The following is a 26,179-nucleotide window of genomic DNA, read 5'->3' as shown; positions in this document are numbered from 1 at the left end:
CGATTGCGCTGACCTGTTACCGACCCGGTCCGACGCACGCCTGTCAGGGACCGCCCCCGAACACTTTTATCCCCCCACTTTTGCTATGCCGCTCCTCCTCCCCGCCAGCCGCACCGGAGGCAGTAATGAGAAACAGCATCTGGGACACCGAAGTGATCACTTCCACCGAAAGCGCCACCGAATCCTGGCGGGCCCGTCCCGCCGCCCAGCAGCCCGAGTGGCCGGACCTGGACGAACTGCGGTCCGTCACCGCGAGGTTGGAGAAGGCGCCGCCCCTGGTCTTCGCCGCCGAATGCGATCTGCTGCGCCGGCGCATGGCCGCGGTCGCCCGCGGCGAGGCCGTACTGCTGCAGGGCGGCGACTGCGCCGAGACGTTCGCGGGCACGACGACCGACGGCATCCACGGCAAGCTCAAGACGCTCCTTCAGATGGCCGCCGTGCTCACCCACGCCGCGGCCCTGCCGGTCGTCAAGATCGGCCGCATGGCCGGGCAGTACGCCAAGCCGCGCTCCCAGAACCAGGAGCACCGCGACGGCGTGACCCTGCCGTCCTACCGGGGTGACGCGGTCAACGGCGTGGAGTTCACCGCCGCCTCCCGCAGGCCCGACCCGCAGCGGCTGCGCACGATGTACGAGGCCTCGACCACCACGCTCAACCTGGTGCGGGCCCTGACCACCGGCGGCTTCGCGGACCTCAGCCAAGTGCACGCCTGGAACCGGGGGTTCGTGGCCGACTCGCACGTGGGCGAGCAGTACGAGGAGCTCGCCGACGAGATCGACCGCAGCCTCGCCTTCATGAAGGCGTGCGGCGTGGACACGCGGGAGCTGGGCACCGCCGAGTTCTTCGTCGGCCACGAGGGCCTGCTGCTCGACTACGAGGCGGCCCTGACCCGCACCGAGGCCGAGTCCGGACGCACGTACGCCACCAGCGCCCACCTGCTGTGGATCGGCGAGCGGACCCGCGATCTGGACGGGGCGCACGTCGAGTACTTCTCGCGCATCGACAACCCCATCGCGGTCAAACTCGGCCCGACCACCAGCCCCGACACCGTCCTCGGGCTGCTCGACCGGCTCGACCCGGACCGCGATCCCGGCCGGCTGACCTTCGTGGTGCGGGCCGGTGCCGAACGCATCCGCGACCTGCTGCCCACGCTGGTGGAGAAAGTCAACGCGGAGGGGGCGCAGGTCTGCTGGGTCAGCGACCCGATGCACGGCAACACGATCACCGCGGCGAGCGGGCACAAGACCCGCCGGTTCGACGCGATCCTGGACGAGGTGCGCGGCTTCGTCGAGGTGCACGACGCGCTGGGCAGCCACCCGGGCGGCATCCATGTGGAGCTCACCGGCGACGACGTCACCGAGTGCGTGGGCGGCGGCAACGCGGTGCTCGCCGAGGAACTGCACCACCGCTACGAGACGGCGTGCGACCCCCGGCTCAACCACACCCAGTCCCTGGACCTGGCCTTCCAGCTGGCCCGGATGTACCGCGAGCGCGGCCGGGTCAACGCCCGGCCGCGGAGCCTTCGATGATGTCGAACGGCGGGTTCTGGGCCAGATAGAAGTGGTCCCCGGGCAGCGTCCGCACCTCGAACGCACCCCGGGTCGACTCCCGCCAGGCGGACGCCTGTTGGAGGGTCACCCGCGGGTCGTCGGCCCCGACCAGTGCGGTGACCGCGCAGCCCAACGGGGTGCGCGGCGGCGCGTCGTAGGAGGCGAGCATGCGGAAATCGGCCCCGATGTAGGGCAAGACGAGTTCGACGAAAGCGGGGTTGTGCAGAAGTTCGGCATCGGTGCCGCCGAGTTCCACGAGAGTGGCCGCGATGGATTCGTCGTCCCACCGGGCGCCGGGATCGGGCCGCATCAGGTGGGGGGCCCGCGCCCCCGAGGCGAAGAAGTGATCGAGATCGATTCCCCGGCTCGCCAGCTCCATGGCAGTCTCGTACGCGACGATGGCGCCCATGCTGTGTCCGAAGAACGCGGTGGGCAGCCCGTCCTCGGCCATCAACCGCACCGCTTCCTGGGCGATTTGACGAGCCATGGCAATGAGGTCATCAGCGGGCTTCTCGGCAATCCGCTCCGCACGCCCCGGATAACACACCGCACGCACGTCGAAATCGCCGAGCGCCTTGGCCCAGCCCCGGAAGAAGTAGGGCGACCCCCCGGCATGCGGGAAGCAGACCACCCGCCGAGTCGCGAACGGCCGAGGCGCGACGCGTTGTATCCAGACCATTTGTTGCCCCCAAGACCGGTACCGCGTGGCTCCGCATACGCGCGGTCCATGATCCGGCGGGGGGCTGACGAGGGACTGACAGGTGGCTGACGGGTAGCTGACATCTCGCGGCGGGCGCGAATGCGGCGCACCCGGTGCCGCGGGTGCGCCGCTCCTGCCGGGAGGACCGCTCGCGTCAGACGTCGTAGTCCTGGTCGAAGCGGTCCTGGGCCTCCTGCTGGGCGCGCCGGGTCTCGTCCTGGCCCTTGTCCTGCGCCTGGCGTGCCCGCTCCTGCGCCTGGTCCTTCTTCTCGCCCATCGCCTGCTTGGCCTTGTCCTTGAGCTCCTGCGCCTTGTCGTCGAACTGGTCCTTGATGCCCATCTGGCTTCACTCCTACAGGGGTGTGAGGGGGCGGGGGGCCGGGGCCGTTCCCACGGCTCCCCCGGGCCTCGACCAGCCTGGCACGCACGGACATTCCACGCATGTCCGGCAGTCACGGACCGTGCTCAGGGCTCGCGCCGGCCTCCGGGGAAGCGCGCGGTAGGGTCGAGGTCCGTGAGCGCATTCGAGCTTCCCGACGCCCCTCTCCGTATCGCCGCCGCACAGGCGCAGGCCGTTCCCGGGGAGGTCGAGGCCAACGCGGCCGCCGTGGCGCGGCTGATCCGGGAGGCCGGGGACGGCGGGGCGCGCGTGGTCGTCTTTCCCGAGAAGTTCCTCAGCGGATACGAGATCGAGCTGATCCGCACCGACCCCCGGCGCTGCGCGGTACGCCCCGCCGACCCCCGGCTCGCCCCGATCGCCGAGGCCTGCCGGGCGAGCGGGGTCACCGCCGTGGTCGGGGCCGCCGTACAGGACGGCGGGGAGCTGTACGTGTCCGCCCTCGCCTTCGACGCGACCGGCGTCGTCGGCCGCTACGACAAGCAGACCCTGTTCAAGCACGAGCGGGCCGTCTACCGCCAGGGCCGTGCCGGAGCCACCCTCCAAGTGGGGGGCTGGCGGCTGGGGTTGGGGGTCTGCTACGACTCCGGGTTCCCCGAACACGCCCGCGCCGCCGCGCTCGACGGCTGCCACGCATATGTCGTGGGCGCCCTGTTCGGCGAGGGCAACGGCCACCACGAGTCCCGGATCTGGTTCCCGGCCCGGGCCTTCGACAACACCGTGTACGCGGTGCTCGCCAACCACGTCGGGGTGACCGGGGGCTGGCGCGCCTGCGGGAGCAGCGCGGTGTGGGGCCCTGACGGCCGCCTCGTCGCCGAGGGCAGCCCCGCGGACGAGGAACTCGTCTTCGCCGACCTTCTCCCGGAGCGGTTGCGCGCGGCCCGCGAGGCGGAGCCGATGCTGCGCGACCTGCATGACACGGACGCCGAACCGCGCACCGCCCTGGGGGCGGACCCGGCCCGCTGAACGGCTGGTGGACGCGCCCGCCGTGCGCCAGAGTGGTGGCGAACCCGATCGCGAGGAGCTGTGCCATGTCGTATCCGGAACCCAGGTACTTTGGCGAGAAGGGCGAGGTCAACGCGGTGTTCCGGCCGGCGGACACCCCCGCGGAGCTGTCCGCGCCGAACGGGAGCCGCACGCACTACCTGGCCACCACCGAGTCCACGCAGGGCGAGTTCGGGCTCTACCGGCTCGACATGGCGGCCCGGGCCGGCGGCCCCAGCACCCACTTTCACCGCACGATCTCGGAGACCTTCTTCATCCTCGACGGCACGGTCCGCCTCTACAACGGCGAGCAGTGGATCGAGGCCGAGAAGGGCGACTTCCTGTACGTCCCGACGGGCGGCCTGCACGGCTTCCGCAACGACTCGGACGAGGCCGCCTCGATGCTGCTGCTCTTCGCACCGGGCGCCCCGCGCGAGGAGTACTTCGAGAAGGTGGGCGAGGTCGCGCGGCTGAGCCCGCAGGAGCGCACGGAGTTCTTCCTGAAGCACGACACGTACTGGACGGACTAGGGCCACGCGTCCCAGACAAGATCCGCCGGCCGGACAGGCCCTAGGACGCGCGGCTCCGGCGGGCCAGGGCCGCGCGTCCCGGGCGGGATGCGCCGGGCTCACCAGGTCCACGGGGTGGGTTCCGTCACCCAGCCCGCGGTGAGGGCCAGGCGTGAGGTGCGGTGTACGGCGAGGAAGCCGAAGGGGCGGTCGTAGGCCGCCTCGATCCGCCTCACCACATAGGGCGGGGGAGCGGGGACGCCGCCCGGGGCCATCGCGACGGCGGTCACCGTGCCGGCGCGGAAGCCGAGTTCACCGAAGGTTGCCCTGGCCGCCTGCCGGGCCGAGCCGACGGCCAGCGGGTCCGCGCTGATGCCGTCGAAGTGGCCGCGCGACAGGTCGCTCGCCGTCGCCAGGCCGAACAGGCGCGCCGAGGCCAGCAGGTCGTGCTCGGCGGAGAGGTCGAACGGCACGGTGGTGACGGCGAGTTGGGGATCCCGGGTGCGGCTGCGCACGTTCTGCACGGTCAGGCCCGGGCCCACCGCGCCATGGAGCAGCCGGTCGCCGGGCACGACCGGACAGCGCCCCGCGAGGACGTCGACACCGCCCGCCAGGACATGACCTGCCGTCAACTCCTCGTCCCCCAGCAGGAGATGGACGTCGACACCGGTGTCGCCGAGCACCTTGAGCACGGTCAGCGGGCCGTGCGCGGTCTCCGCCACCGCCACCCGGTCGAGCAGCGAGGTGCTGCGGCCGAGGCCGGCCAGTTCGCGACCGGCCCAGGGTCCGGACCCGGGCCGGACGGGGAACGACCGGAAGGGCTGGATCCACCGCGTCCGTACCGCCTGGGCCGCAGCGAGGATCAGCTCGGTGCCCTCGTCCACCGCCACCGGCATGGCCTCGATCAGCCCGCCCGTGTGCTCCGACGCCCAGGCGTCCAGGGTCTTGCGGTCCGTCGCGGGGTCCGAGGTCAGCACCCCGTGCGCGCCCGGCGGCAGTTCGGCCGACCACTCGGGGCGCAGCGGCAGCGTCCGCCTGGTCCACAGACCGGTCGCGGCGTGCACCCCGGGGATCCCGCCGACGTGGGCCAGGAACTCCCGGGCGCAGGCGGCCGCGTCCTCGGGCCGCAGGCCCACGGCGTCCGCCAGCTCGCCGCGCGCCGGGCCGTGCGCGCCGGCCGCGAGGAGGGCGAGCAGCGGCCAGACGCCGGCCGCCGAGAAGACGGTGCCGGCCGTGCCCGCGTGGGTGCTTCCCCACCGTGCCGTCAGCGCGTTGGCCGCTTCGATCGCGGCCGCCCTGGATGCCATCCCGCGCCTCATTCCCCCGTGGTCGCCCGCGTACGATGCGCATTCGCGCAAGAGTTCGCCCCAGTCCTATGAGGAGCACCGTACCCGTGGAGATACCGCCGCCGCCCGCACCCGGGCAGCCTCAGCAGCCGCAACCGGGGCAGGGGTACGGCTGGCCGGCGCCGCCTCAGGCGCCGGGGGGACAGCCGGGCCCGGCTCCGGCCCCGGGTTCGTACTTGGGGCAGCCGATGAACGGCGGGCCCTGGTACCCGTATCCGCAGGCGCCGCAGCAGCCGCCCACGAGCGGTCTGGCCATCGGCTCCCTCATCACGGGCATCCTGTGCTGCATACCCCCGCTCGGTCTGATCCTGGGCGCCGTCGCGCTCGGGCAGATCAAGAAGAAGGGGCTGCGGGGCAAGGGTATGGCCGTCACCGGGGTCGTGCTCTCGACGATCAGCACGCTCCTGCTGATCGTCTCGATCGCGACGGGCGGACTCACCGACGGCTGGCGGAACTTCAAGGACGGCTGGAACAGCTCCGCCTCCACACGCAACACCCTCGACCTGCGCAAGGGCGACTGCTTCGACGTGCCCGGCGGCAAGCTGGAGCGCGAGGTCGCCTCCGTACGGATCGTGCCGTGCCAGGGGAAGCACGACGCCGAGGTCTCCGGCTCGTTCGTGCTGACCAACAACGGCGTCTACCCGGGCGCCGGGACCATCTCCGCGCAGGCCGAGGCGCGGTGCTGGGAGGTGGAGCAGGCGTACGCCATGGACAGCTGGAAGATCCCGGCCGGCGCGGGGCCGTACTACTACACGCCGAGCCGGAAGAGCTGGGGGCTCGGCGACCACACCGTGACGTGCGCGTTCGCCTCGGAGGGCGGCAAGCTCGAAGGGTCGGTGCGCAATGACGCGACCACGCTCGACGCCGACCAGGTCGCGTTCCTGAAGGCCGCCAACGACGTGGAGCGCACCCTGGCCAAGGCGCCCGACGAGGACCGGGTCGAGGACGACCTGCCCGGGTTCAAGAAGTGGGCGGGCGAGATGACCGGCGCACTGGGCCTGGACGCCGAGGATCTGGGCGCGCACAACTGGTCGGCCGGGAAGCTCGCGTCCGTGCAGGCGTACATCAACGGCATGAAGACCGCGCAGATGGAGTGGGTGCAGGCGGCGGGCGCCCGGGACGCGGACGCCTTCTATCTGCACTCCGGGGCGGCCGACAAGGCGATGAAGCAGGCTGATGAGATCGCCGCGCGCGCTGCCCTCGGCCTCGCGACGACCCCGCCGTCCAGCGACAACCACTCCGGCGGCGGCACGGGCGGAAGCGGCGGCGGGACCGGCGGCAGCGGGACCGGTTCCGGAACCGGTGGTTCCAAAAGCGTCTGAGGAGGTCTCGGGGAGGGCAGAACGTACCCGCTGTACCGCGGGTACGCCCTGGATGAAGGCGCGTCATCACTTCGAGTGAATGTCTGGCCTTTGCTTGCGGTCGCCAACCCACGGTTGCCACGCTGTTGCAGTCTGTCAACCTGATGGGAGTGGCCCGTGACATTCGGTGAGCAGCCCGCCTATCTGCGCGTAGCCGGCGATCTGAGGCAGAAGATCGTGGACGGTTCGCTGCCGCCGCACACCCGGCTCCCGTCGCAGGCCAGGATCCGTGAGGAGTACGGGGTTTCGGACACCGTGGCCCTCGAAGCCCGCAAGGTCCTGATGGCCGAGGGCCTGGTCGAGGGCCGCTCGGGGTCGGGTACGTATGTGCGCGAGCGACCGGTGCCGCGCCGGGTCGCCCGCTCCGGCTACCGGCCCACGAAGGGTGCGAGCCCGTTCCGTCAGGAGCAGGCCGAGGAGGCGGCGCGCGGGACCTGGGAGTCGCGCAGCGAGCAGGAGGAGGCGACCGCGGAGATCGCCAAGCGGCTCGGCATCCGCCCCGGCGACCGCGTCATGCGCACGCGGTACGTCTTCCGTGACGCGGGCGAGCAGATGATGCTGTCCACGTCGTGGGAGCCCCTTTCCGTCACGGGCCGCACTCCGGTGATGCTGCCCGAGGAGGGGCCGCTCGGCGGCTGCGGGGTGGTCGAGCGGATGGGCGCGATCGACGTGGTGGTGGACAACGTGGTCGAGGAGGTCGGTGCGCGCCCGGGGCTCGCGGAGGAGCTCCTCGCGCTCGGCGGGGTCCCCGGCCATGTCGTCCTGGTCATCGAGCGGACGTACTACGCATCGGGGCTCGCGGTCGAGACGGCCGACGTCGTCGTCCCGGCCGACCGCTACCGGATCGCGTACCACTTGCCCGTGAAATAGCGGCCCCGGTACATCCGGGCCCCGTACGGCAGCAGGGGGCGCACCCAACAGGTGCGCCCCCTTCTCCGTGTGCCGCCGATGACCGAATTCGTATCTCTTTGTGTAAAGCCGTATCCGCTGAGTAAAGGTCAGGCGTAGGCTCGGGCATATGCGGATTGCGGTTTCCTGGGGATGCTTACTGACCTGCACGCCGACGCCGGGAGAGGTGCGATGAACGACAGTGGGGCTGTGCTCGCCTGGCAGGTGATACGTCAGGACGACAACGGCAACCAGTACCGCGTCGGCAAGTACGCCACGCGCGCCGAGGCCGAGCAGATGGCCGACCGCCTCGGCGTCCGCGGGCACAAGCAGCTCTACTGGGTCGAGCGGATCGGCGCCCCCGCCCAGCAGTAGCCCTTCCCGCGGCAGCCCTCCCCGCAGGCAGGACGCGGGACGTCCGAAGGGCGCGCGTTACGCTCCGGCGCATGAACGAGACCGTGGTGGTGGCCGGAGCCGTGTACGACCGGGGGCGCCTGCTCGCCGCCCGCCGCAGCGCCCCGCCCGAGCTGGCCGGCCGCTGGGAACTGCCCGGCGGCAAGGTGGAACCGGGCGAGAGCCCACAACAGGCCCTCGTGCGCGAACTCCGCGAGGAACTCGGCATCGAGACCGAGCCGCTGGAACGCATCGCGGGGGAGTGGCCCCTCAAGCCCGGCCTCGTCCTGCACGCGTGGACCGCCCGGCTGCTCGACGGCCGGCCCCGCCCGCTCCAGGACCACGACGAACTGCGGTGGCTCGCCCCCGAGGAGGCCGACGCCGTCGAGTGGCTGCCCCAGGACCTCCCGGCGGTGGCGGAAGCGATGCGCATCCTGGGGGCTTTGAGCCGTTCGGGGCCCGGCGCTGCGCCCTGAAGGGGCGCGAGGAACTGCACGACCAGCCCCGACGGTCCGCGGTTGAATGCGCCCCCTGAGCCACCCTTCCCCCTCCCCGCGGAGCGAGACGCCGCCATACGCCCCACTTGGGGATAGGACGTACCAAATATCGGGTATGTGCCTATTAATCGTTTCTAAACCCCCCGAACCATCGGATGCGGGTGATCGGCGTGATCGACACCTCGGGCGAGTGCGCCGAGTGGACCTTCCCTGCTGAACCAGGAGCCGTACGGACCGCCAGGCACGCCGTCCGGGACGCCCTGCGCGGCTGGGCCCTCGACGCCGCGACCGTGGACGTGGCGGTGCTCCTGGTCAGCGAGCTGGTGACCAACTCCCTGCGCTACGCGTCGGGGCCCATCGGGGTCCGGCTCGACCGGCTCGACAGCACCACCCTGCTGGTGGAGGTGTCCGATCCGCTTCCGGATCCGCCGGTCGAACGCGCCGCCGGAACGGACGACGAAGGGGGCCGCGGCATGCAGCTCGTGGCCTGCTCCGCCCGGCGCTGGGGGACCCGCCACGGCAGAACGGGCAAGACCGTGTGGTTCGAGCTGGCTCTGCATGGTTAGAAGGAGGGAGGGACGGACGATCACAGGCCCCGGATGAGAACCGGCCGACAACGGCTGGAAAAGAACGAGACCGGGATGTGATCGTGAACGCCGTGTCGGCTGGGGCCGTAGTGCTGAATACTGCGGTCAAGGCCGGTCCGGTGCGGTGAGCTGGAGGGGACGGTCGCGTGAGCGAGATACCTGAGACGGCTGGCGATGTCGTGTGGCAGAGCAGCCCACCTGGCTCGATCTATGACTACATCCGCGTCGCCTCGTTCTCGATCGGGCCCGACGGGCTGATCGAGCAGTGGAGCCTGCGGGCCGAGGAGCAGTTCGGCCTGGCCGCGGCCACCGTGATCGGCCGCGATCCCGTCGAGGCCTTCATGCCCCCCGAGCTGCGTCCGCGCGGGCACCGCCGGGTCGCGGAGATCCTGGACGGCAAGGAATGGACCGGCATCGTCCCCTTCCGCATGCCCTCGCCCGACGGAGGCGAACGCGCCCAGGGTCTCGCCGAGCTCTACGTCATGCCGAGCCGCACGGCCGCCGACGAACGGGCGGCCCTTTGTATCGTCGTCGACGTACGCGCCCTGCGCGGCATCGAAACCGACCTGGCCGCCTCGCAGGCCATTTTTGGTCAATCTCCCTACGGCTTCCTGCTGTTCGGTACGGATCTCACCGTGCTGCGCGCCAACCGGCGGTTCGCCACCGTCTTCGGCGGGGCCCCCGAGGAGCACCGCGGCCACACCGTTCACGACTACCTCAGCCGCCCCGAGGCCGACCGGATGTCCGCCGCGCTGCAACGGGTCCTGGACACCGGGGAGTCCGTCACCGACCTGGAGATAGTGGGCTCCGCGCCCGGCGGCTCCGACCGCAGGCACTGGGCCGTCAACCTGTACCGGGTGCACAGCGGCACCGGGCGCCCGATCGGCGTCGCGGGTCTCGGCATCGATGTGACCCGCCGCCACAACGCGGCCCGCGAGGCCGCCGACGCCCGCCGCAACCTGGCCCTCCTGAACGAGGCGGGCGCCCGCATGGGCAACTCCCTCGACCTGGAGACCACCGCCCGCGAACTCCTCGACATCACCGTCCCCGGCTTCTGCGACCTCGCCTCCGTCGACCTCTACCAGACCCTGCTCGCCGGTGACGACCCCGGCTCCGGCCCCTGTGACGGGCGCGGCGAACTGCGCCGGGTCGCCTTCGCGAGCGCCGTCTCCGACGGCCCGCTGGCCAGCGGCGAGGGCGGCGACGGGGAGGTGGGCGTGGGCGACGTACACCGCTACCGGTTCCACTCCCCGTACGCGAGCGCGCTGCGCACCGCCCGCGTGCACACCGTCAGAGGCGCCGACGGCGGCCTCGTGCACACCACCCTCGCCGTCCCGATGGTGGCCCACGACACCGTCGTCGGCCTCGTGCAGTTCGCCCGCGCCAAGGGCAGCGAGCCGTTCGGCGAGCGCGACCGGGCGCTCGCCACCGAGCTCGCCTCGCGCGCCGCCGTCTGCATCGACAACGCCCGCCTCTACCGAAGGGAGCACGAGCGGGCGCTGATCCTCCAGCGCTCCCTGCTCCCGCCCGGCGACCCCGAGGCCGCCGGGCTCGACATCGCCTGCCGCTACCTGCCCGGCAGCGCCGAGTCCGAGGTCGGCGGCGACTGGTTCGACGTCATCGAACTGCCCGGGCATCGCACCGCGCTCGTCATCGGCGACGTGATGGGCCGCGGCCTGCGCGCGGCTGTCGCCATGGGTGAACTGCGCACCGCCGTACGGACGTTGGCGCTGCTCGACCTCGAACCGGCCGAGGTCCTGTCCCACCTCGACGAGATCGCCCGCGGCCTCGGCGCGCCGGGCGGCAGCCAGCAGGCCTCCCGCGTCTCCCACAAGTCCCGCGACGCCGACCTCTCCGAGGTCTACCTCGCGACCTGCGTGTACGCGGTCTACGACCCGGTCACCCGGCGCTGTACGTTCGCCAACGCCGGGCACCTGCCGCCCGTCCTGGTCGAACCCGGCGACGACCCGGGCGAGCCCGCGATGCTTCTGGACGTGCCGCCCGGGCTGCCGCTCGGCGTCGGCGGCGAGCCCTTCGAGGAGGTCGAGGTCGACCTGCCCGAGGGCGCGCTTCTCGCCCTCTACACCGACGGCCTCGTCGAGTCCCGCGACCATCCGCTCGACGAGGGGCTCAACGCCTTCCGCAAGACCCTCACCGACCCGGACCGGCCCCTGGAGGACGTCTGCGACCAGGTCCTCGGCTCGCTCGACACCCGGCACGGCGAGGACGACATCGCGCTCCTCCTCGCCCGCATCCAGGGCCTGCCCGCGGACGCGGTCGGCGACTGGCGCCTGCCGCGTGAGCCGCGCTCGGTGGGCCGCGCCCGCGAACTCGCCCGCACGCAGCTGCTCGCCTGGGACCTCGACGACCTCGTCGACACCACGGAGCTCCTGGTCAGCGAGCTGGTCACCAACGCGCTGCGCTACGGCGACGGGGAGATCCGGCTCCGGCTCCTCCGCGACCGTACGCTCGTGTGCGAGGTGTGGGACGCGGGCCTGGTCCAGCCCCGGCGCCGCCGGGCCCGCGACACGGACGAGGGCGGCCGCGGCCTCCAGCTGGTCGGCCTCCTCAGCGCGGCCTGGGGCGCCCGCCGCACCCCGCGCGGCAAGACGGTCTGGTTCGAACTCGCCCTGCCGGACGGGGAGTCGACCCCGCCGGAGCTGACGGAGGAACAGATCCTGAGCATGTTCTGACCGCCCCTAGCCCGCCGGGGGTGTCCGGGGCGGATGCCGACCCTGGCCAGGGGTGGTGCGGGTGTGGGTTCGGCGCTTCCTCTTGAGGTAGGCGTACGCGGCCGATGCCACCGCCACGACGACCACGACCACCGGCAGCACCAGATCGCTGGCCGAACTCCCCGAGTCGTGGGTGCTGTCGGCGAGCGCGGGGGCGGCGGAGACCAGGATCAAGGACAGGGCGGCGAGCGTGCCGAGGGCGGCACGGCGCCGGGCTCTTCCGACGGGCGGCATCACGGTCCGAGCGTATGGCCGGAACAGCACCCTGGCGACCGGAAAGCGCCCCTGTGCGGGGCCGCTAATCTGGGGCGCAGGGCACTTCAAGGGGGAGACGCACGCGTGGGCAGGATACGGAGCTGGTGGGGCGGCCGCGGAGGGCGCTGGACACGGCGCACCCTGCTCGCGGCGGCGCTGGTCGTCGTCGTCACGCTCGCCGCCGCCGGAGTGGCGCTACGCGCCCAGTACGCCGGCGCCCCCGGCGAGGACACCCGGACGCGCGGCCGGGACGCGTACTGGATGGGGCACGCCTGGGTCGACGGCCGCAAGAACGACAAGGACCTGGACGCCTTCGCGGCCAAGCTGCGCGGCAGCGGCATCAAGGACCTCTTCGTGCACACCGGCCCGCTCGACCACGACGGCACCCTGCCCGCCACCCGCTACCCCAAGGCCCGCTGGCTCGTGGAGGGCGTGCACCGCAGGCTGCCGGACGTGCGCGTACAGGCCTGGCTGGGCGACCGGCTGGCCAGCGAGGGCCCGGTCGGGCTGCGCCTCAAGAACGCCACGACCCGCACGGCCGTCGTCACCACCGCCCGCCAGGTCCTGGACGGCGCCCGCTTCGACGGCGTCCACTTCGATCTGGAGCCGCTGCCCTCGGGCGACAAGGACTACCTCGCCCTGCTCGACTCGCTGCACGCGCTCACCCGGCCCCGCGGCGCCCTGCTCTCGGTGGCCGCGCACCAGATAGACCCGCTGCCCGCGCTGCACTCGGCGGCCGAAGGCCTCACCGGCCACGGCAAGTGGTGGGCACAGGCCTACTTCGCACAGGTGGCACGCCGCGTCGACCAGATCGCCGTCATGTCGTACGACACGGCGATGCCCGTGCAGAGCCTGTACGGCGGCTACGTGGCCCGCCAGACCGCGCTCGCCCTCCAAGTCACCCCGAAACAGACCGACTTGCTGATCGGGCTGCCGTTCTACGACGCCGAGAGCATGTCCCACCACGGCTCCGCCGAGACGGTGGAGGCGGCCGTGCGCGGCGCCCGTCTGGGCCTGGCCCGCACCGACCGCCACCGCCAGCACTTCGGCCTCGCCCTGTACGTCGACTTCGCCGAGCGCGACCGGGACTGGGCCGCCTATCGAAAGGGCTGGAGTCCTCAACAGAGCTGACGGGCCGTCAGGAATCGCGGCGCCGGATCCTGCTGCCCAGCCACACCAGCGGGTCGTACTTGCGGTCCGCCGCCCGCTCCTTCAGCGGGATCAGCGCATTGTCGGTGATCTTGATGTGCTCGGGGCAGACCTCCGTACAGCACTTGGTGATGTTGCAGTAGCCGAGCCCGTGCTCGTCCTGGGCGGTCGTCTTGCGGTCCAGGCCCGCCTCGGACGCCGCGTCCAGCGGGTGCATGTCGAGCTCGGCGACGCGCATCAGGAAGCGCGGGCCCGCGAAGGCGCCCTTGTTCTCCTCGTGGTCGCGCACCACATGGCAGGTGTCCTGGCACAGGAAGCACTCGATGCACTTGCGGAACTCCTGCGAGCGCTCCACGTCGATCTGCTGCATCCGGTACTCGCCCGGCGCCACCCCCTCGGGCGGCACGAACGCCGGGACCTCCCGCGCCTTGGCGTAGTTGAAGGACACGTCCGTGACCAGGTCCCGTACAACGGGGAAGGCCCGCAAGGGGGTTACGGTGATGACGTCCCCGGGGTCGAACACCGACATCCGCGTCATGCACATCAGCCGCGGCCGCCCGTTGATCTCCGCGCTGCACGAACCGCACTTGCCCGCCTTGCAGTTCCAGCGGACCGCGAGGTCGGGGGCCTGGGTGGCCTGGAGGCGGTGGATGATGTCGAGGACCACCTCGCCGTCGTTCACTTCGACCTTGAAGTCGGTGAGCTCACCGCCGCCGGTGTCGCCCCGCCAGACCCGGAAGCTCGCATCGTACGTACTCACTCGTACAGCTCCTCTTCGGCGAGGTACTTGACCAGCTCGTCCTTCTCGAAGAGGGAGAGCAGATCGGCACGGATGGGGTCGGTCTCCTCGCGCACGAGCCTGATCTGGCCGCGCTCGGCGTCGGGTGGCGCGAGGCCCTCGGTGGGGTCGGCGAGGTGGCACAGCAGGTTCACCCGGCGCCAGGCGCGGTCCATGCCGGGCCAGTCCTCGCGGGTGTGCCCGCCCCGGCTCTCGGTGCGCTCAAGCGCGGCCCGCGCCACGCACTCGCTCACGAGCAGCATGTTGCGCAGGTCGAGCGCGAGATGCCAGCCCGGGTTGAACTGGCGGTGCCCCTCGACCCCGGCCCGCCGGGCCCGCGTCCGCAGCTCGCCGAGCTTGAGCAGCGCCTGCCGCATCTCGCCCTCCCGGCGGATGATGCCGACCAGGTCGTTCATGGCCTGCTGGAGCTCCTGGTGCAGGGTGTACGGGTTCTCGACGGGCGAGCCGTCCTCGGGGGCCTCGGCGCTGAAGGGGCGCAGGGCCTCCGCGGCCGCCGTGTCGATCTGGATCTCGTCCACGGCGGGGCGCGCGGCGAGCGAGGTCGCGTACTCGGCGGCGTGCAGCCCGGCCCGCCGGCCGAACACCAGGAGGTCGGAGAGCGAGTTTCCGCCGAGCCGGTTGGAGCCGTGCATGCCGCCCGCGACCTCGCCGGCCGCGAAGAGCCCGGGCACGCCGCGGGCCGCCGCGGTGTCGGACTCGACCGCGATGCCGCCCATCACGTAGTGACAGGTGGGCCCGACCTCCATCGCCTCGGCCGTGATGTCCACGTCCGCCAGCTCCTTGAACTGGTGGTACATGGACGGCAGTCGGCGCCGGATCACCTCGGCGGGCATCCGCGTGGAGACATCCAGGAAGACGCCACCGTGCGGGGTGCCCCGGCCCGCCTTGACCTCGGCGTTGATGGCCCGGGCGACCTCGTCGCGGGGGAGCAGCTCGGGCGGGCGGCGGTTGTGGTCCGGGTCCTCGTACCAGCGGTCGCCCTCCTCCTCGGACTCCGCGTACTTCTCCTTGAAGACATCCGGCACGTAGTCGAACATGAAGCGCTTGCCGTCGGAATTCCTGAGCACCCCGCCGTCGCCCCGCACCGACTCGGTGACCAGGATGCCCTTGACCGACGGCGGCCAGACCATGCCCGTGGGGTGGAACTGCACGAACTCCATGTTCAGGAGCGGCGCCCCGGCGAGCAGCGCGAGCGCGTGCCCGTCGCCGGTGTACTCCCACGAGTTGGACGTCACCTTGAACGACTTGCCGATGCCGCCGGTCGCGAGCACGACCGCGGGGGCCTCAAGGACGAAGAAGCGCCCGCTCTCGCGCTCGTAGCAGAACGCGCCCGAGACCCGGTCCCCCTCCTTCAACACCCGGGTGACGGTGCACTCCTGAAAGACCTTCAGGCGCGCCTCGTAGTCCCCGAACTCCTTCTTGTCCTCCTGCTGAAGACTGACGATCTTCTGCTGGAGGGTGCGGATGAGTTCCAGGCCCGTACGGTCGCCGACGTGGGCCAGGCGCGGGTACTCGTGGCCGCCGAAGTTGCGCTGCGAGATCCGGCCGTCCGCGGTGCGGTCGAACAGGGCGCCCCAGGTCTCCAACTCCCATACGCGCTCCGGGGCTTCGCGGGCGTGCAGTTCCGCCATGCGCCACTGGTTGAGGAACTTTCCCCCGCGCATGGTGTCGCGGAAGTGGACCTGCCAGTTGTCGCCGGAGTTGACGTTGCCCATGGAGGCCGCGATGCCGCCCTCGGCCATGACGGTGTGCGCCTTGCCGAAGAGGGACTTGCAGATCACCGCCGTACGGGCGCCCCGCTCGCGCGCCTCGATGGCGGCCCGCAGGCCCGCCCCGCCCGCGCCCACCACGACGACGTCCCACTGCTGCCGTTCGAGTTGTGTCATGTCTAGAAGAACCTCGGATCGTCGAACGCACCGGTGGCGAGCAGGTACACGTAGAAGTCGGCGAGCGCGACGCTGATCAACGACGCCCAGGCCAACAGCATGTGACGCTCATTCAGCTTTCCGACCCAGCCCCAGAGCCGGTAGCGCACCGGGTGTTTGGAGAAGTGCCGCAGCCGGCCGCCGATGATGTGACGGCAGGAGTGGCAGGACAGGGTGTACGTCCAGATCAGCGCGATGTTGACCAGGAACACCAGGCTGCCGAGCCCCATGTGGCCCCACCGGTAGTGCTCGTCGCGGAACGAGAGCACCGTGTCGTACGTCAGGACCCCTGCGACCAGCACCGCGAAGTAGAAGAAGTACCGGTGGACGTTCTGCAGGATGAGCGGGAAGCGGGTCTCGCCCGAGTACTTCTTGTGCGGCTCGGCCACCGCGCAGGCGGGCGGCGAGGCCCAGAAGCCCCGGTAGTACGCCTTGCGGTAGTAGTAGCAGGTCAGCCGGAAGCCGAGCGGGAAGATCAGGATGAGGAGCGCCGGGGACAGGCCCCACCAGCTCCCGAAGATCTCCGCGTTCGGGCCGTGCCGCATGGGTGCGCAGTTGTCGGCGAGGCACGGGGAGTAGAACGGCGAGACGTAGGGCGCCTGGTAGTAGTCCGCGTTCGCGAACGCCCGCCAGGTCGAGTACACGATGAAGGCGAGCAGCCCCGCGGCGGTCACGGCCGGCGCCAGCCACCAGCGGTCGGTGCGCAGATGGCGGGGCGCGATGGCGGCGCGCGAGGCGTCGTGGACGCCCGTGCCGGTCCCCGCCGGGGGAGAGGGTTCCGTGCCTGTGGCCAAGAGTGGCTCCAGTGGAGGTCAGGGTGCGCGTCGACCGCGGGCCCGAGTGCTCCCGAGCCCTTCGTCGTCCGCGTCGGTCCAGAGCGAGGTGTCGTACGGGGTGTCGGGGATGGTGACCAGGTCGGGCCGGGCCGCCGGGGTACCGGGCGCCGCCTCGCGGAGCAGTGCGAGGCTCTCGCGCAGATGGTCGGCGTCGGTCCGCACCCGCCTGATCTCCAGGCCGTGCCCGACCTGTTTCTCCAGTCGGCCGACGCTCTTCACGAGGTCGTCCAGGCAGCGCTGAGCCGCCGTCAACTCGTCCTGCAGGGACATGACTTGCCCGCCTTTCGCCGGAGCGGGTGGCAATGTTCATGCGCCTGAGAGTGTCGCGCCTCACGTGCGCGGTTGTGAAGGGTGCGTGCATGACGTTGTGGGGTTGCGGAATCCGGGCGCGCCCCCTACGGGGTCGGTTCCCCGGCCGGGGCGGCCGCGTTCGCGGGTGCGTTCCGCCGCACGGGTGGGGTTCGGGGCCCGCTGCGCCGTGTCGCCGCCCGGGCGGCGGGCCCGTCCTCTTCAGTGGCTGGGATACGTGTGATCATCGCGAAATGGCATCAAGTTCCACAAATCTGACGAAGAGGTACAAGCCATGTCCCACGTCGGTGACCCGAACGGGAGGGCGCCCCGGATCGTCGCGGCGACCCGGACCGCGGCCTCCGTCCGGTCGCGCTCCGTCGCGCTCCTGACCACCGGGGTGCTCGCGCTGCCCGTGCTGACCGGCTGCGGCTCCGCCGACCGCGGGACCACGACCGGCGTCGCGCCCCAGGACATCGGGGTCGCGGCCCGGCCGCAGGTCGCCGACGGGGGCACCCTGAAGTGGGCCGTCGACGCGATGCCCGAGACGCTCAACACGTTCCAGGCCGACGCCGACGCCGCGACCCAGCGGGTCGCCCAGGCGGTGCTGCCCGCGATGTTCACCCTGGACGAGCGCGGCCGGCCGCAGCGCAACGCCGACTACCTGGAGTCCGCCGACGTCGTCCAGCGCGAGCCCAAGCAGGTCGTGCTCTACAAGCTCAACCAGAAGGCGGTGTGGAGCGACGGCCGCGAGATCGGCGCCCCCGACTTCGTCGCCCAGTGGCGCGCGCTCAGCGGCAAGGACTCCGCGTACTGGACCGCACGCAACGCCGGGTACGAGCGCATCGAGAAGATCGAGAAGGGTGCCAACGACCTGGAGGTCAAGGTCACCTTCGCCAAGCCGTACGCGGACTGGCGCTCCCTGTTCAGCCCGCTCTACCCGAAGGACGTCACCGGCACCCCCGACGCCTTCAACGACGGCGCCCGTACGAAGCTGAAGGTGACCGCGGGGGCCTTCCGCCTCAAGGAGGCCGACCGGGCCAAGGGCGCCGTCACCCTGGAGCGCAACCCGCGCTGGTGGGGCCACCCGGCCAAGCTCGACACCCTGGTCCTCCAGGCCGTGCCGCGCGACAAGCGGGCCGCGGCGCTCGCCGCGGGCACCGTCGACATGGCCGAGATCGACCGCGCGGACGCCGACCGCATCACGCTCGCCGAACGCGACAAGGGCCAGGCCGTCACCCACGGCCCGGCCGCCGCCATCACGCCCGCCTCCGCGCTGCGCTCCTGGGCGATCGCCCACAGCGGCGAGGAGGACAAGGCCGAGGCGGAGCAGGAGGCCCGCAAGGAGAAACGGGCCGCCGTCGAGAAGTACGCCAAGGAACAGGCCGGGCTGCGCGGCCTCGCCATCCGCAAGACCCTGGAGCCCGCCTACACCCAGCTCTCCCTCAACGGCGCCTCCGGGCCGCTGGCCGACGAGCGGGTCCGGCGTGCGGTGGCCCGCGCGCTGAACCGCCAGGAGATCGCCGAGGAGGTCCTCAAGCCGCTCGGCCTGCCCGCCCAGCCCCCCGGCAGCCACCTCGCCCTCGCCGGCCAGGACGCGTACGCCGACAGCAGCGACGCCCTCGGCAGCCACGACGAGAAGGAGGCGCGGGCGCTGCTCGCCGACGCGGGCTGGACGACCGGCGGCGCCCGGCAGAAGCCGAAGCAGGAGCCCGCCAAGGCGGGCAGCCAGGCCGACAGCGAGGACTCCGACGACGGCAAGCGCCAGACGGCCGGGAACCACCCCGACGACGAGGGCACCTACATCGTCGGCGACGACAAGCCCGGCGGCTCCGGAGCCGGCGCCGGGTCCGGTTCGTACGTGCTCGCCCCGGCCCGCGCCGCGGCCTTCCAGAAGGCCGTGCTGCTGCGCCAGGCCCGCGTCTTCGACACCGAGCCCGCGGAGCAGGGCAAGAAGGCCGACAAGGACACCAAGACGGAGGCCCGGCCCAAGGGCGGCGCCCCCGGCGCGTACGCCCCGAAGGGCACCGCGGCCCCGGCGCCGCAGGGCGGCCCCCTCGGCAAGGACGGCAAGCCGCTCACCCTGCGCTTCGTGCTGCCCTCGGGCCCCGGCTCGCAGGCGCTGCGCAGTGTCGGCGACAGAATCGCGGCCGAGCTGAAGTCCGTCGGCATCAACACCGAGATCGTCAAGGTCGCCGACGACAGCTACTTCAAGGACCACATCGCGTCCGGCAACTTCGATCTGGCCCTGTACTCGTGGCCCGGCACCGCCTACCCGGCCACCGACGACCGGCCGATCTTCGCCAAGCCGGAGCCGGCCGCGGACGGCTCGCTGCTCGTCGAACAGAACTACAGCCGGGTCGGCACCGACCACATCGACCAGCTCTTCGACCAGGCGGCCGCCGAGCTCGACGAGGACGAGGCCCGCGATCTCGTGCAGAAGGCCGACGCCAGGATCTGGGCGGCGGCCGGCTCGATTCCGCTCTTCCAGCGTCCGCAGCTGGTCGCCGTGAAGCCGAACGTGGCCAACGCCGGTGCCTTCGGCTTCGCCGCCCCGCACTTTCAGGACATCGGGTTCAAGAAGCCGGAAACGGCGCACGACGGATCGAAGAACAATAAGAAGTAATCGAGAAACAATAAGAAGCAGAAGAGGAAACCAGCAGGTCAGAGGCGGAAGGCCAGATCGGCCCCAAGCTCAGAACCTGCTCAAGTCACTTGCCCGCCGACCCTGTCGGCGGGCAAGGTCGTGTACGCCCCTGACCCAGGCTCAATCACGACGTAGCTACTTGCTCAAGATCGCCAGAATCGGCCCGGGAGGCCGTCGGCGCGGCGGCCCCGTACCATGGGAGGCAGCCGTGGCCTGTCTGCCCGGCGGGCGGACGAGGACTCGACCGCGTCAGACGCCTGATCCCACGATCGAGAGAAGCGCTAGCCAGCATGCCCACGCGCCACGACATCCGTAACGTCGCCATCGTCGCCCACGTCGACCACGGCAAGACCACCCTGGTCGACGCCATGCTCAAGCAGGCCGGTGCCTTCGCCGCGCACGCCGCCGAGTCGCTCGACGACCGCATGATGGACAGCAACGATCTGGAGCGTGAGAAGGGCATCACGATCCTGGCGAAGAACACCGCCGTCAAGTACCACCCCAAGGATGGCGGCGACGTCATCACCATCAACATCATCGACACCCCGGGCCACGCCGACTTCGGTGGCGAGGTCGAGCGCGGTCTGTCGATGGTGGACGCGGTCGTCCTGCTCGTCGACGCCTCCGAGGGCCCGCTGCCGCAGACCCGCTTCGTGCTCCGCAAGGCTCTCCAGCAGCGTCTGCCCGTCATCCTCTGCATCAACAAGACGGACCGCCCGGACTCCCGGATCGACGAGGTCGTCAACGAGACGTACGACCTGTTCCTGGACCTGGACGCGGACGAGGACCAGATCGAGTTCCCGATCGTCTACGCCTGCGCCCGTGACGGCGTCGCGTCGCTGACCAAGCCGGAGAACGGCACCGTCCCGGCCGACAGCGACAACCTGGAGCCGTTCTTCTCGACGATCCTGTCGCACGTCCCGGCCCCCGAGTACGACGAGGCCGCCCCCCTCCAGGCGCACGTCACCAACCTCGACGCCGACAACTTCCTCGGCCGCATCGCGCTGCTCCGCGTCGAGCAGGGCGAGCTGCGCAAGGGCCAGACCGTCGCGTGGATCAAGCGGGACGGCACGATCTCCAACGTCCGCATCACCGAGCTGATGATGACCGAGGCGCTCACCCGCAAGCCGGCCGAGATGGCCGGCCCCGGCGACATCTGCGCGGTCGCGGGCATCCCCGACATCATGATCGGCGAGACCCTGGCCGACCCGGAGAACCCGATCGCGCTGCCGCTGATCACGGTCGACCAGCCGGCGATCTCCATGACCATCGGCACGAACACCTCGCCGCTGGTCGGCCGCGGTGGCTCCGGCAAGGGCGCGGACGCCAAGGCGACCGTCAAGGACCGCAAGGTGACGGCCCGTCAGGTCAAGGACCGCCTGGACCGCGAGCTCATCGGCAACGTCTCGCTGCGCGTCCTGGACACCGAGCGCCCCGACGCCTGGGAGGTCCAGGGCCGCGGTGAGCTCGCGCTCGCGATCCTCGTCGAGCAGATGCGCCGCGAGGGCTTCGAGCTGACCATCGGCAAGCCGCAGGTCGTCACCAAGCTCGTCGACGGCAAGGTCCACGAACCCGTCGAGCGCCTCACGGTGGACGTCCCCGAGGAGCACATGGGCGCGGTCACGCAGCTCATGGGCGTCCGCAAGGGCCGCATGGACAACATGTCCAACCACGGCTCCGGCTGGGTCCGCATGGAGTTCGTCGTCCCGTCCCGCGGCCTCATCGGCTTCCGTACGGAGTTCCTGACGAACACCCGCGGCACCGGTATCGCCCACTCGATCCACGAGGGCCACGAGCCGTGGTTCGGCACGCTGACGACCCGTAACAACGGCTCGCTCGTCGCCGACCGGTCCGGTTCGGTCACCCCCTTCGCCATGATCAACCTGCAGGAGCGCGGTGTGCTGTTCACCGAGCCCGGCACCGAGGTCTACGAGGGCATGATCGTCGGTGAGAACTCGCGCGCCGACGACATGGACGTGAACATCACCAAGGAGAAGAAGCTCACCAACATGCGTGCCGCTTCCGCCGACAACACCGAGAACGTGGTGCCGGCGCGCAAGCTCTCCCTGGAGCAGTCCCTGGAGTTCTGCCGCGACGACGAGTGCGTCGAGGTGACCCCGGAGGCCGTGCGCATCCGCAAGGTCGTCCTGGACGCCAAGGAGCGCGGCCGCACCGCGTCCCGCGCCAAGCGCAACTGACGTACCCCGCACGTCCCGAAGGCCCGGTTTCGCGTATGCCGCGGAGCCGGGCCTTCGGCGTCGCCGGCCGGGTTTGGGCGGGCGCGTACACACGCACGGGCGATCAAGTTCAAAGGACTGTCAAAGAGCCTCGTGAACGGTGACCGGAGCCCTCTACGGTCAAGTTGTTTTAACGAGCACGCTGTTCGGATATCGACCGTCGCTCTCCGGAAGATGTGTTAACGGTCCGTTTCGGGCGTGTCTGTCTGTGCTCATTTTGTCCGGATTTCGGGCTGATGACCGGTACTGATGTTGTCAAAACGAGACCCTTTAAGTGTGGTTTACAGCCCGGCCGTACTTAATAGTTGGCTCCATTGAGCTCGGGTCAATGGGTCACGCACTGTGGGGAGTGCCGACTCACGAGCACACTCGGGGTACTTGACGTCACAGCGCTGTCAGGGGTGTCAGCGCGCGTAGAAGTACCCCTCTTGTAGTGACAAGTGGACTCATGAGGAGGAAACCCATGCGTGGTGCTACGAGCGCCAAGTGGGTCGCGGGAGCGGCAATCATCGCCCTGGGCGCCACCGCTTGCGGCGGTGGCGACGGCAAGGGATCCGGCTCGGCAGCCGTGGACGCCAATGGCGTCTACAGCTACCAGAGCAGCGAGCCGCAGCACCCGCTGCAGCCTGCCAACGCGATGGAGGTCGGCGGCGGCCGCATCGTCAAGAACCTGTTCCGCGGGCTGACGGACTACGACCCGGCGACGGGCAAGCTGCGGAACCAGATGGCCGAGAAGATCGAGACCACTGACTCCCAGCACTACAAGATCACCATCAAGACCGGCTGGACCTTCCACGACGGCACCCCGGTGACCGCCTCGTCCTTCGTGGACTCGTGGAACTGGTCGGCCAACACCAAGAACAACCAGATCAACTCCAACTGGTTCTCGGACATCGCCGGTTACACCGACGTCCACCCCGAGAAGGGCAAGGGCGACCCGACGACCGACAAGATGTCCGGTCTGAAGGCGATCGACGACAAGACGATCCAGGTCGACCTGACCGCGCCGGTCTCGTACTTCCCGTACAAGCTCGGCTACACCGCCTTCTCGCCGCTGCCGAAGGCCTTCTTCACCGACCCGAAGAAGTACGGCGAGAACCCGGTCGGCAACGGCCCGTACAAGTTCGTCAGCTGGGAGCACAACAAGGCTGTCACGCTGAAGGCGTACGAGGGCTACAAGGGCGAGGACAAGCCGAAGAACGGCGGCATCGTCTTCAAGAACTACACCCAGGCCGAGGCTGCCTACAAGGAGCTCACCTCGGACACCCTGGACGTGCTCGACCAGGTCGACCCGACCGACCTGCCGAAGTACAAGGGCGACCTCGGCGACCGCGCCGTCGACCAGCCGCAGGGTGGCATCACCTCCATCGCCTTCGCCATGTACGACGCGGGCTGGAAGGCCCCGGAGAAGGCCAAGGTCCGCCAGGGTCTGTCGATGGCCATCGACCGCGACACCATCACCAAGACGGTGCTCCAGGGTTCGCGTCAGCCCGCCGACGGCTGGGTCGCCCCGGGTGTCGCCGGCTACAAGCAGGACACCTGCGGCGAGGCCTGCAAGTACAACCCGGCCAAGGCCAAGGAGCTCATCGCCGCGGGCGGTGGCGTCCCGAACAACAAGGTCACCATCCTCTACAACGCCGACGGCGGTCACAAGGAGTGGGTGGACGCGGTCTGCAACTCCATCCGCCAGGCCACCGGCGTCGAGTGCACCGGCGACCCGAAGCCCGACTTCAAGACCGCCCGTGACCTGATCGACGGTCACAAGGTCACCAGCATCATGCGGTCGGCGTGGCAGCAGGACTACCCGCTGAACGCCAACTTCCTGCGCGACATCTACGGCACGGGCGCCTCGGCGAACGACTCGCTGTACTCCAGCCCGGAGTTCGACAAGTTCTCGAAGGACGCCGACAAGGCGACCAACGTCGAGCAGACCACCGCGCTGTACCAGCAGGCCGAGGCCGTGCTGGCGAAGGACATGCCGTCCATCCCGCTCTGGTACTACAAGACCAACGCGGGCTGGTCGAACAACGTCCAGAACGTCAAGTACGACTCCTTCGGCGACCCGGTGTTCACCCAGGTCGAGGTCAAGAAGAAGTAACCAGGTCGGCATCCGGCCCACCCCCAAGCTCCGCAATCGCGGGGCAGGCACAGTGAAGACGCGGCCGGACACTCCCCCCTACTCTTTGGGGGAGCGATCCGGCCGCTGTCGCGCCGACCCATCTATGGAGGCACCATGGGGCGTTATGTCGCGAGGCGACTGCTCCAGATGATCCCGGTATTCCTCGGGACGACCCTGCTCATCTTCCTGATGGTGTACGCCCTGCCGGGCGACCCCGTCAAAGCCATGTGGGGCGACAAAGCGGCAGACCCCGCCCAGCTCGCCGCCATCAAGCACCAACTGGGCCTGGACCAGCCGCTGTGGAAGCAGTACTGGGACTACATCTCCAACCTGGCCCACTTCGACTTCGGCATGACCATGTCGGGCCGCAAGGTCACCGACGTGATGGGCCAGGCCCTGCCGGTCACGATCCGGCTCGCGCTCATGGCGTTCACCATCGAGCTCGTCCTCGGCGTCCTGCTCGGCGTGCTCTCCGGTCTGCGCCGCAACAAGCTCATGGACAAGCTCGTCCTGGTCGTCACCCTCCTGGTGATCTCCGTGCCGATCTTCGTCCTCGCCTACGTCTTCCAGGCGGTCTTCTCGGACGGCCTCGGATGGGTCAAGCCGACCGTCCAGGACTCCATGGACCTGAGCCAGTTGCTGCTGCCGGCCATCGTGCTCGGCTCGCTGTCGCTCGCCTATGTGGCACGGCTCTCGCGCACCTCGATCGTCGAGAACCTGCGCGCGGACTACATCCGCACCGCCGTCGCCAAGGGTCTGCCCAAGCGCCGCATCATCACCCGCCACCTGCTGCGCAACTCGCTGATCCCGGTGGTGACCTTCCTCGGAACCGACCTCGGCGCCCTGATGGGCGGCGCGATCGTCACCGAGGGAATCTTCAACGTGCAGGGTGTCGGAAACGCGCTCTACCGCGCCATCAACGGCAAGGAAGGTGCGACGGTGGTCGGTTTCGTGACCGTCCTGGTCGTCGTCTACCTCCTCTCCAGCCTGATCGTCGACCTGCTCTACGCGGTCCTGGACCCGAGGATCCGGTATGCCTGACACCATCGAGAAGACCTCGGTCCCCGGATCGGCGGCCGTAAACGCCCCGGCCGACCAGGTCGACAAGCCGCGCAGCCTCTGGTCGGACGCGTGGGGCGATCTGCGCCGCCGCCCGGTCTTCGTCATCTCCGCGCTGCTCATCCTGCTGCTGATCGCGATCTCCATCGCGCCCAGCCTGTTCACCTCGGTGGACCCGCGCGCCGGTGATCTGCGTACCCACTACCTGACCACCCCCAACTGGGGCCACGTGTTCCAGCCCGACTGGTTCGGCTACGACGGTCAGGGCCGCAGCATCTACGCCCGTACGCTCTACGGCGCCAGGGCCTCGATCACAGTCGGCATCTGTGTCACCGCCGCGGTCACCATCGTCGGCGGCATCACCGGCATGGTCGCCGGCTACTTCGGCGGCTGGGTCGACACCCTGCTCTCCCGGATCACCGACATCTTCTTCGGCATCCCGCTGCTGCTCGGCTCGCTGGTGCTGCTCAGCGCGTTCACCAACCGCACCGTGTGGACCGTGGTGTTCGCGCTCGCGGTGCTCGGCTGGACGCAGATGACCCGTGTCATGCGCGGCGCCGTCATCACCGCCAAGGCCGCCGACTACGTCACCGCGGCCCGGGCGCTCGGCGCCGGCACGTTCCGGATCATGCTCCGGCACATCCTGCCGAACGCGGTCGCCCCGGTGATCGTGGTCGCCACGATCGCGCTCGGCGGCTACATCGGCGCCGAGGCGACACTGAGCTACCTCGGTATCGGTCTGCAGGACCCGACGATCAGCTGGGGCATCGACATCTCGTCGGCCCAGCGCGTGATCCGTACGGCCCCGCACGCACTGTTCTTCCCCGCGGGCATGCTGAGCCTCACCGTTCTCGCGTTCATCATGCTCGGCGACGCGGTGCGCGACGCCCTCGACCCCAAGCTGCGCTGAGGAGGGCGTAC

At 70.4% G+C, this 26,179-nt stretch carries 23 protein-coding genes; 15 read left to right on the top strand and 8 right to left on the bottom strand.

Annotated features, from left to right (window positions below):
* The first annotated feature begins 125 nt into the window (after positions 1-125).
* Entirely contained in the window at positions 126-1,529 is a 1,404-nt protein-coding gene (locus ACWC2B_RS15575) for a class II 3-deoxy-7-phosphoheptulonate synthase (protein WP_450716972.1), read from the top strand.
* Here the strand turns inward: ACWC2B_RS15575 and ACWC2B_RS15570 are convergent.
* Positions 1,501-2,229, bottom strand: coding sequence for a thioesterase II family protein (locus tag ACWC2B_RS15570; RefSeq protein ID WP_450716971.1), 729 nt, complete (start codon positions 2,227-2,229; stop codon positions 1,501-1,503). The two genes, ACWC2B_RS15575 and ACWC2B_RS15570, sit on opposite strands and share 29 nt — an antisense overlap.
* Positions 2,230-2,404: 175 nt before the next feature.
* A complete protein-coding gene (locus ACWC2B_RS15565; protein WP_450716970.1) occupies positions 2,405-2,590 on the bottom strand; it encodes a hypothetical protein in 186 nt (61 codons plus the stop codon).
* 174 nt (positions 2,591-2,764) lie between these two features.
* On the opposite strand from ACWC2B_RS15565, the gene ACWC2B_RS15560 reads away from it, so the two are divergent.
* Together ACWC2B_RS15560 and ACWC2B_RS15555 are read left to right on the top strand one after the other, a co-directional pair.
* Complete coding sequence (locus ACWC2B_RS15560) at positions 2,765-3,613, top strand: carbon-nitrogen hydrolase family protein (protein ID WP_450716969.1); 849 nt, start codon at positions 2,765-2,767, stop codon at positions 3,611-3,613.
* A gap of 65 nt (positions 3,614-3,678) precedes the next feature.
* Complete coding sequence (locus tag ACWC2B_RS15555; protein WP_450716968.1) at positions 3,679-4,161, top strand: cupin domain-containing protein; 483 nt, start codon at positions 3,679-3,681, stop codon at positions 4,159-4,161.
* A 98-nt stretch (positions 4,162-4,259) separates the two neighbouring features.
* Here the strand turns inward: ACWC2B_RS15555 and ACWC2B_RS15550 are convergent, their stop codons facing one another.
* On the bottom strand, positions 4,260-5,447 hold the full coding sequence (locus tag ACWC2B_RS15550; protein ID WP_450716967.1) for a serpin family protein: 1,188 nt from the start codon (positions 5,445-5,447) through the stop codon (positions 4,260-4,262).
* 227 nt (positions 5,448-5,674) lie between these two features.
* Here ACWC2B_RS15550 and ACWC2B_RS15545 point away from each other — a divergent pair, with 227 nt between their 5' ends.
* The 6 genes from ACWC2B_RS15545 (at position 5,675) to ACWC2B_RS15520 (ending at position 11,905) form a co-directional block, all read left to right on the top strand.
* Positions 5,675-6,808, top strand: a complete 1,134-nt coding sequence (locus ACWC2B_RS15545; RefSeq protein WP_450716966.1) for a DUF4190 domain-containing protein — start codon at positions 5,675-5,677, stop codon at positions 6,806-6,808.
* Between the two features lie 156 nt (positions 6,809-6,964).
* Positions 6,965-7,717 carry a GntR family transcriptional regulator gene (locus ACWC2B_RS15540; RefSeq protein WP_053729995.1) on the top strand — a complete coding sequence of 251 codons (753 nt, stop codon included), beginning with the start codon at positions 6,965-6,967 and terminating at the stop codon, positions 7,715-7,717.
* A gap of 210 nt (positions 7,718-7,927) precedes the next feature.
* Complete coding sequence (locus tag ACWC2B_RS15535) at positions 7,928-8,110, top strand: SPOR domain-containing protein (protein ID WP_450716965.1); 183 nt, start codon at positions 7,928-7,930, stop codon at positions 8,108-8,110.
* Between the two features lie 71 nt (positions 8,111-8,181).
* Positions 8,182-8,604, top strand: coding sequence for a (deoxy)nucleoside triphosphate pyrophosphohydrolase (locus ACWC2B_RS15530; protein ID WP_450716964.1), 423 nt, complete (start codon positions 8,182-8,184; stop codon positions 8,602-8,604).
* Between the two features lie 182 nt (positions 8,605-8,786).
* Complete coding sequence (locus ACWC2B_RS15525; RefSeq protein ID WP_450716963.1) at positions 8,787-9,191, top strand: ATP-binding protein; 405 nt, start codon at positions 8,787-8,789, stop codon at positions 9,189-9,191.
* A gap of 167 nt (positions 9,192-9,358) precedes the next feature.
* A complete protein-coding gene (locus tag ACWC2B_RS15520; protein WP_450716962.1) occupies positions 9,359-11,905 on the top strand; it encodes a SpoIIE family protein phosphatase in 2,547 nt (848 codons plus the stop codon).
* A gap of 6 nt (positions 11,906-11,911) precedes the next feature.
* Here ACWC2B_RS15520 and ACWC2B_RS15515 read toward each other — a convergent pair whose 3' ends face one another.
* Positions 11,912-12,181 (bottom strand): hypothetical protein, encoded by a 270-nt coding sequence (locus tag ACWC2B_RS15515; protein WP_450716961.1) that lies wholly within the window; start codon positions 12,179-12,181, stop codon positions 11,912-11,914.
* A 111-nt stretch (positions 12,182-12,292) separates the two neighbouring features.
* Here ACWC2B_RS15515 and ACWC2B_RS15510 point away from each other — a divergent pair, with 111 nt between their 5' ends.
* Positions 12,293-13,330 (top strand): hypothetical protein, encoded by a 1,038-nt coding sequence (locus ACWC2B_RS15510; RefSeq protein WP_450716994.1) that lies wholly within the window; start codon positions 12,293-12,295, stop codon positions 13,328-13,330.
* Between the two features lie 7 nt (positions 13,331-13,337).
* Here the strand turns inward: ACWC2B_RS15510 and ACWC2B_RS15505 are convergent, their stop codons facing one another.
* The 4 genes from ACWC2B_RS15505 to ACWC2B_RS15490 are packed head-to-tail and all read right to left on the bottom strand — an operon-like array spanning position 13,338 to position 17,178.
* Positions 13,338-14,108, bottom strand: a complete 771-nt coding sequence (locus ACWC2B_RS15505; RefSeq protein WP_450716960.1) for a succinate dehydrogenase/fumarate reductase iron-sulfur subunit — start codon at positions 14,106-14,108, stop codon at positions 13,338-13,340.
* Positions 14,105-16,033: a fumarate reductase/succinate dehydrogenase flavoprotein subunit gene (locus tag ACWC2B_RS15500; RefSeq protein WP_450716959.1), complete on the bottom strand. Its 1,929-nt coding sequence runs from the start codon at positions 16,031-16,033 to the stop codon at positions 14,105-14,107. Before ACWC2B_RS15500 ends, ACWC2B_RS15505 begins: the two co-directional genes overlap by 4 nt.
* Before the next feature lie 2 nt (positions 16,034-16,035).
* On the bottom strand, positions 16,036-16,866 hold the full coding sequence (locus ACWC2B_RS15495; RefSeq protein WP_450716958.1) for a hypothetical protein: 831 nt from the start codon (positions 16,864-16,866) through the stop codon (positions 16,036-16,038).
* An 18-nt stretch (positions 16,867-16,884) separates the two neighbouring features.
* On the bottom strand, positions 16,885-17,178 hold the full coding sequence (locus ACWC2B_RS15490; protein ID WP_450716957.1) for a hypothetical protein: 294 nt from the start codon (positions 17,176-17,178) through the stop codon (positions 16,885-16,887).
* Positions 17,179-17,491: 313 nt separating this feature from the next.
* Between ACWC2B_RS15490 and ACWC2B_RS15485 the strand changes: the two genes are divergently transcribed.
* From ACWC2B_RS15485 to ACWC2B_RS15465, 5 genes are all read left to right on the top strand, one after another.
* Complete coding sequence (locus ACWC2B_RS15485; protein ID WP_450716956.1) at positions 17,492-19,822, top strand: ABC transporter family substrate-binding protein; 2,331 nt, start codon at positions 17,492-17,494, stop codon at positions 19,820-19,822.
* A 311-nt stretch (positions 19,823-20,133) separates the two neighbouring features.
* Complete coding sequence (gene typA / locus ACWC2B_RS15480; RefSeq protein ID WP_450716955.1) at positions 20,134-22,041, top strand: translational GTPase TypA; 1,908 nt, start codon at positions 20,134-20,136, stop codon at positions 22,039-22,041.
* Positions 22,042-22,543: 502 nt separating this feature from the next.
* The gene (locus tag ACWC2B_RS15475) at positions 22,544-24,178 is read left to right on the top strand and encodes a peptide ABC transporter substrate-binding protein (protein ID WP_450716954.1); all 1,635 of its coding nucleotides are present in this window, start codon (positions 22,544-22,546) and stop codon (positions 24,176-24,178) included.
* Positions 24,179-24,313: 135 nt separating this feature from the next.
* Positions 24,314-25,240: an ABC transporter permease gene (locus tag ACWC2B_RS15470; RefSeq protein ID WP_450716953.1), complete on the top strand. Its 927-nt coding sequence runs from the start codon at positions 24,314-24,316 to the stop codon at positions 25,238-25,240.
* Entirely contained in the window at positions 25,233-26,168 is a 936-nt protein-coding gene (locus tag ACWC2B_RS15465) for an ABC transporter permease (protein ID WP_450716952.1), read from the top strand. The genes ACWC2B_RS15470 and ACWC2B_RS15465 overlap by 8 nt, the downstream gene beginning before the upstream one ends.
* Positions 26,169-26,179 lie beyond the last annotated feature (11 nt).

The organism is Streptomyces sp. NPDC001415, assembly GCF_053597395.1.
The sequence above is the reverse complement of the archived record's forward strand: the minus strand, read 5'-3'. Positions and strand labels throughout refer to the sequence as shown.